The 6,719-nt window shown below is 45.9% G+C and carries 4 protein-coding genes and 2 tRNA genes; 3 read left to right on the plus strand and 3 right to left on the minus strand.

The window, feature by feature from the left end; all coding sequences use genetic code 11:
- Positions 1-53 precede the first annotated feature (53 nt).
- The gene (locus ACK5NH_RS16805) at positions 54-743 is read right to left on the minus strand and encodes a cytochrome b/b6 domain-containing protein (protein ID WP_416921928.1); all 690 of its coding nucleotides are present in this window, start codon (positions 741-743) and stop codon (positions 54-56) included.
- Between the two features lie 297 nt (positions 744-1,040).
- Here ACK5NH_RS16805 and hpf point away from each other — a divergent pair, with 297 nt between their 5' ends.
- The 3 genes from hpf (at position 1,041) to ACK5NH_RS16820 (ending at position 5,965) form a co-directional block, all read left to right on the plus strand.
- A complete protein-coding gene (gene hpf, locus ACK5NH_RS16810; RefSeq protein WP_011621920.1) occupies positions 1,041-1,397 on the plus strand; it encodes a ribosome hibernation-promoting factor, HPF/YfiA family in 357 nt (118 codons plus the stop codon).
- Positions 1,398-2,608: 1,211 nt separating this feature from the next.
- The gene (locus ACK5NH_RS16815; protein WP_342201110.1) at positions 2,609-3,073 is read left to right on the plus strand and encodes a DNA polymerase III subunit chi; all 465 of its coding nucleotides are present in this window, start codon (positions 2,609-2,611) and stop codon (positions 3,071-3,073) included.
- A 15-nt stretch (positions 3,074-3,088) separates the two neighbouring features.
- Positions 3,089-5,965 (plus strand): valine--tRNA ligase, encoded by a 2,877-nt coding sequence (locus tag ACK5NH_RS16820; protein ID WP_416921931.1) that lies wholly within the window; start codon positions 3,089-3,091, stop codon positions 5,963-5,965.
- 430 nt (positions 5,966-6,395) lie between these two features.
- Here ACK5NH_RS16820 and ACK5NH_RS16825 read toward each other — a convergent pair.
- Together ACK5NH_RS16825 and ACK5NH_RS16830 are read right to left on the minus strand one after the other, a co-directional pair.
- Positions 6,396-6,472: transfer RNA gene (locus ACK5NH_RS16825), tRNA-Arg, on the minus strand.
- Between the two features lie 94 nt (positions 6,473-6,566).
- Positions 6,567-6,658 (minus strand) — tRNA-Ser (locus tag ACK5NH_RS16830).
- Positions 6,659-6,719: the final 61 nt, after the last annotated feature.

Raw genomic sequence — 6,719 nt, forward strand, 5'->3', positions numbered from 1 at the left:
TATCTAATTAAAAAAGCCTGCAATATGCAGGCTTTTTTAATGTTTAGCGTTCGCTAGAGCACTTGAACTATGGGCCACATCAAATAGGTAAACACCACCCCTGCGATGATTAACAGCACGATTAAGGCCAGCCAATGCGATCTAAAGACCAACTCAGATTCTGACTCGGCGTGCTCAAGCTTAGGCACACGCTTATAACCACTGAGCATGGCACCGACTAATCTGTCTCCTTTAAGGGCATGTACTATGACGGCCAGCACATGCATCGCACTTAGCGCTAAGATCAAGTTGAAATTCATCTTATGCAACCAGGTGAGGAACGAACCCGTTTCAGAACTCACATAACTGTACAGTGGCCCTTCGGTAAACACATCATCGGTTGCAAATAGTCCAGTGACTAGCTGCAAACTAATAATGGCAATCAATACAATCACCATATAACCACCCATCGGATTATGCCCTAGAACTGTTGATACACCCTCTGCTCGTACCTCTTTCAAATAGTCTATTACAACCTTTGGGTGATGCACGAAATGACTAAATCTCGCAGTATCACTGCCAATCAGGCCCCATAAAAGCCGAAAGCCTATCAAGATCAACAAACTATAGGCAAAGATCTGGTGCCATTGCATTTCGCCCACTTCGGCGCTCCACCAGAGTAAGGCCATGAGGGCCACCATGCCCCAATGAAAAAAGCGTGTGGGTAAATCCCAGACTTTAACTTTGATATGTTCGGTTTCCATAATACCTGCCACTCGACTGAGCAATGAAATAAGTGAAGGTATTTTATCGGGATCTAATGAAAAACTTAAAGTAAAGATAGGTAAATGATGGGAAGGACTGCGTAGTTATCCCATCAAATATGGCCTGTTCCGATAGCCAATTCAAGCCTTTTCGACCAAGAATCCGCGAGATTTGTCTAAGCGATCAAATAACCAACGAACAGAACTAAACAGGGTTAAAAATGTGATTTAGATCTCGTTTTTAAGGGTGTAGATTGGTAATCTGAAATCGAAGGAAACAAATAGAAGGTGCAACATATGCTAAAGATTACGAGCAAACAACTAGAAGTCACTGCCCCAATCCGTGAACGCATTGAAAGCCGTTTTGACAAACTTTCTAGGCACGATGTGCAGTTGATTAATCCCCATGTCATCATCACAGAGGAGAAACCTGGTTTCAAAATTGAAGCATCGGTTGGCATCCCAAATGGAGAACTTTTTGCTCAAGCAAAACACGACAATCTTTATGCAGCCATTACGGCCATGGGTCAAAAATTAGAGAAACAACTCAATCGATTAACCCATAAACCTGAAGCACAACGTTTCGCATCCATTGCTCATCCCGAAGACGCTGTTAATGTCGAGGATGATTACGAGGAGGAAGATGCAGCTTAAGTTACTCGATGTTAGTGCGAGACCACATCACTTCGAGAGCATAAAGTAGATAAGGTTTAATAGGTCACATTTTTTAGCAAAAGTTTGATAGACCATCCTAATGGTCAGTAAAAAGAGTGTGAACCTTTAAATAACTACTACACTTTACTAAGTGACAGCAGAATCGAAGTGATGTGAATTTCAACTTAAAACCGTTAAATACCACCACAAGAAGGAGTACGCCACCACACTAAACTCTCAATCAAAAAAGTGACACAAGCAGTTACATTAAGACTGTCACATTAGGGCAGTCATATTAAGACGGCCACATAAATTCGGTAACACCAAGCTGTAATATTTATGCGTTTTCTCTCTGATTATCAAATGAGATGCGAGGTTACTAAAAAGTAGAGACCGATAACCAACAACTAACGATAAACACACTAATGGGTGTTAACATACGAGTCGATCATTAAGGAGTAACCTACTACATCGTATTGCCAGTTTTAGTCTTACACACTCTTCAAGCCCGAATGTAACAATCAAGAGGAGGACGTTAGCAATAGAACCACATAGGTACCATGAAAGACCACTTTAGATGAATTAGCTTCTTAACAGTCAAACAATATGAGGAGGTTAATAGCGTTATCGGTAATATGAGCAAGTGGGCATATTACAAACAGTGAGTAAAAAAGAATTTAGATAACACGGAACAAGGCGAGCTGCTTAACAGCAAAATACCCAGTACCTTTTTGAGTACTAATATCGGCCAGATCCCTTTATTTATATTCTAAAGTGTAATCGTAAGTGAGAATGTAAGTTGAAATAGTGAGTTAACCTGCTGAATAAACAAAAGCTACTGCGATATCAGTTTGTTTATTCGCAAAGCGTCAATAAATCCTTTAATAACAACGCTCAATAACCTAGGAGGAATAGTTTGTTTGACCAGTCTTTCAACCAGCGCACCTTCGGGTGCGCTTTGCTTTTATATACCCAGCTCCCATGGTCGTTTAACCATTCACATGCAAGCTCTAAGCCTTAAGCTTGTACTTAAACTTGTACTTAAGCTTGTACTTAAGCTGTGCGCAGTTGCCACAGTAAAGGTTTAAGCCAACTCCCCCTCCCGGTTCCTCAATCTCCCGCGAAAAACCCCAGAGCTAAACGTTAACCCTGCACGAGTTTTAGTGTAGACTAACCCGTTCGTCTATAACCTAAAGCAAGGCATTGAAATCATGACTCAAGCGCTGTTTTATTTACTACCGCCGATGGGCGAGAACACGGCCCTTAGTGACATGTATCAGTTGGCTTGCCGCCTAGCCCAACAGGGATTTATAAGCCAGCAGCAGGTCTATATTCACTGTCAGGACAAGAACATCGCCTTCGAAATCGACGAGTTACTATGGCAGTTTGAACCCAGTGCATTTGTCCCCCATAACCTTAAAGGTGAAGGCCCCACCACAGGCTCACCCGTTGAAATCGGTTTTGACAGACTCGGGCCAAACAAAAGTCGCCAACTTCTGATTAATCTTGCAGACCAAGTACCTCCGTTTGCGGTAAACTTTGGTCAAATCTTCGATTTTGTGGCTAATGACGACCAACATAAAGCGATAGCACGTGAACGCTACCGCCAATATCGTGGCTTAGGGATTGAATTAACAACCCAAAATTTAGCAACACATCCACTTAATTTAGCTTGAGACAGATACGTTCCCATGGAAAAAACATACGATCCTCAGTCCATTGAGCAGACTCTTTACCAAAACTGGGAAGAGCAAAGTTACTTTAAGCCCCACGGCGATGCCTCACAGGGCAACTATTGCATCATGATCCCGCCACCCAACGTGACGGGCAGCCTGCACATGGGTCACGCTTTCCAAGATACCATCATGGATACTCTGATCCGCTACCAACGTATGAAGGGTAAAAACACCCTGTGGCAAGTCGGTACTGACCATGCGGGTATTGCGACTCAAATGCTGGTTGAGCGTAAACTTGAAGCCGAAGAAGGCAAGAGCCGCCATGACCTTGGCCGCGATGCCTTTATGGAAAAAGTATGGGAATGGAAAGCGCAATCTGGTGGCACCATCACTAAGCAGCTACGTCGTATGGGCGCCTCTGTGGATTGGGACCGTGAGCGCTTCACTATGGACGAAGGCTTGTCTAAAGCCGTTCAAGAAGTGTTTGTCCGTCTCTATGAAGATGATTTGATTTACCGTGGTAAACGCTTAGTGAACTGGGATCCTAAGCTACACACCGCGATTTCTGATCTCGAAGTGGAAAATAAAGAAAAGCAAGGCCACATGTGGCACCTGCGTTATCCATTAGCCGATGGCGAACTGACTGCAGACGGTAAAGATTATTTAGAAGTCGCCACTACGCGCCCTGAAACTATGCTGGGCGATAGCGCAGTTGCGGTTCACCCAGACGATGAACGTTACCAGGAGCTTATCGGCAAATTCATTCTGCTACCGATTGTCAATCGTCGCATTCCTATCGTTGCCGATGACTATGTAGACATGGAGTTTGGCACAGGCTGTGTGAAGATCACCCCAGCCCACGACTTTAACGACTATGAAGTCGGTAAACGTCACAAGCTTCCTATGTTCAACGTGTTGACCTTAGATGCGGCCATTCGCGCATCTGCCGAAGTGGTTAACACCGATGGCACAATCAACAACAGCTTAGATGGCAGCTTACCAGAGCGTTTCGCAGGTCTTGATCGTTTCAAAGCCCGTGACGCAATCGTGGCCGAGTTTGAAACCTTAGGCCTGCTCGAGAAAATCGCTCCGCATGGCTTAAAAGTGCCTTACGGTGACCGTTCAGGCGTAGTTATCGAGCCAATGCTGACCGACCAATGGTATGTTGCCGTTGCACCAATGGCGAAAACCGCCATCGAAGCCGTTGAAAATGGTGACATCAAGTTTGTGCCACAGCAGTATGAGAACATGTACTTCTCTTGGATGCGCGACATTCAAGACTGGTGTATCTCCCGTCAATTATGGTGGGGTCACCGCATCCCAGCTTGGTACGATGCCAACGGTAAGGTCTATGTCGGCCGCACCGAAGCTGAAGTGCGTGCTAAGCACAATATCGATGATGCAATCGCCCTTCGCCAAGATGAAGACGTACTGGATACTTGGTTCAGCTCTGCCCTGTGGACATTCTCGACCTTAGGCTGGCCTGACAATGTTGAAGATTTAAAAACCTTCCACCCAACTGATGTGTTGGTAACAGGTTTTGACATCATCTTCTTCTGGGTTGCCCGTATGATCATGATGACCATGCACTTCATCAAAGATGAAGACGGCAAGCCACAGGTACCCTTTAAAACCGTTTATGTGACTGGCCTAATCCGCGATGAAGCGGGTAACAAGATGTCAAAATCTAAGGGCAACGTACTTGACCCATTAGATATGATTGACGGTATCGATCTAGAAGCCCTCGTTGAAAAACGCACCGGCAACATGATGCAGCCACAACTGGCCGCCAAGATCGAAAAGAGCACCCGTAAAGAATTTGAAAATGGCATCGAAGCCCACGGTACCGATGCACTGCGCTTTACCCTAGCGGCAATGGCCTCAACGGGCCGTGATATCAACTGGGACATGAAGCGTTTAGATGGTTACCGCAGCTTCTGTAACAAGCTATGGAACGCATCACGTTACGTGCTGATGAATACCGAAGGCCAAGATTGCGGCCCGAACTCACCTGATTACCAAGGCGGTGAGATGGAACTGTCATTGGCGGATCGCTGGATCATCGGTTTATTCAACCAAACGGTGAAAACCTTTGATGACCACATGGCAAGTTACCGCTTCGACCTTGCGGCTAACACGCTGTACGAGTTCACTTGGAACCAGTTCTGCGATTGGTACTTAGAGTTAACTAAGCCAGTACTGCAAAACGGCAATGAAGCGCAAATGCGTGGCACTCGTCATACGTTGGTCAATGTGTTAGAAGCGATGCAACGTCTGATGCACCCAATGATGCCATACATCACTGAAACCATCTGGCAACGCGTTAAACCACTGACTGGCGCCCAAGGCGACACCATAATGCTGGCACCATTCCCAAGCTATGATGCAGCCAAAGTAGACGCGACCGCGATGGCCGATCTTGAGTGGGTTAAGCAAGTGATTGTTGCGGTACGTAATATCCGTGCAGAGCTCAATATCGCGCCTTCTAAGCCATTAAACGCCCTACTGCGTGGTGTGAGCGCCCAAGATCAAGCCCGTGTTGAAGCGAACCAAGCCTTCTTCACAACGCTTGCGCGCTTAGAAAGCATGACGATTCTTGGCGAAGGTGAAACGGCGCCTATGTCGACCACAGGTCTGATTGGCGAAATGGAATTATTAATTCCGATGGCAGGTCTGGTGGATGTCGCGGCCGAAATGGCTCGCATCGACAAGCAGCTTGAAAAGCTGACTCAAGAGATTGGCCGTATCGAAGGTAAATTATCGAATGAAGGCTTCGTTGCGAAAGCACCGCCAGCAGTTATCGATAAAGAGCGCGCTAAGATGGCCGATCTGAGCCGCGATATGGACAAACTAAAAGAGCAAAAAGCCGAGTTTGCTAAGCTAGAAGCCTAATCACGGCATCTACGCTAAAAAGGGCTGTATTTTACGGCCCTTTTTATTTCCCCTGACCCGTCCTAAATTGCTCCATCCTGCATCGCGTTACACTCTTCAACTCTCTCAGAACTCGTCCCTAAGACGAGAAGCAAAGAAACACATTAATCCTTGTTCTGTGCTTTTCTCTTCGTCTCTTTTACAGCTCAGCTTGCGAGTCAAGATACTCCTTACAGCTATCCCTTTATCAGGTGCTAAACAGCAAGCCTGCGCGATAACATCATCGCTTAAGGCATAGGTATTGGATTAACCATAACGTGGCGTAAGAGGCCGATTATCAAGGCGCTAAAGCATGGGAAGAGATAAGGATTGAAGCTAGATTATGCGGAAAAATTCGATTAAAAAAGCCCTGCAATAACTTGCAGGGCTTATCTAAATCTAACTAAGTAGATGGTGCGCGTGGAAGGATTCGAACCTCCGACCGCCTGGTTCGTAGCCAGGTACTCTATCCAGCTGAGCTACACGCGCTTAAATACTGGGTAAGTTGCTACCTTACCGACAGACTTGAGTCTAGAAGAAGCACTTAAGTCTCGCAAATTAAATCTATTCACTAGGAATAGAATGGCGGAGAAGGAGGGATTCGAACCCTCGATGGGAGATAAAGCCCATACTCCCTTAGCAGGGGAGCGCCTTCGGCCACTCGGCCACCTCTCCGCAAAATCTGCATTTGTAAGCTAATGCTTACTAAAATGGTGCGCGTGGAAGGATTCGAACC

The sequence above is a fragment of the Shewanella sp. genome (genome assembly GCF_047975355.1).
Classification (GTDB): domain Bacteria; phylum Pseudomonadota; class Gammaproteobacteria; order Enterobacterales; family Shewanellaceae; genus Shewanella.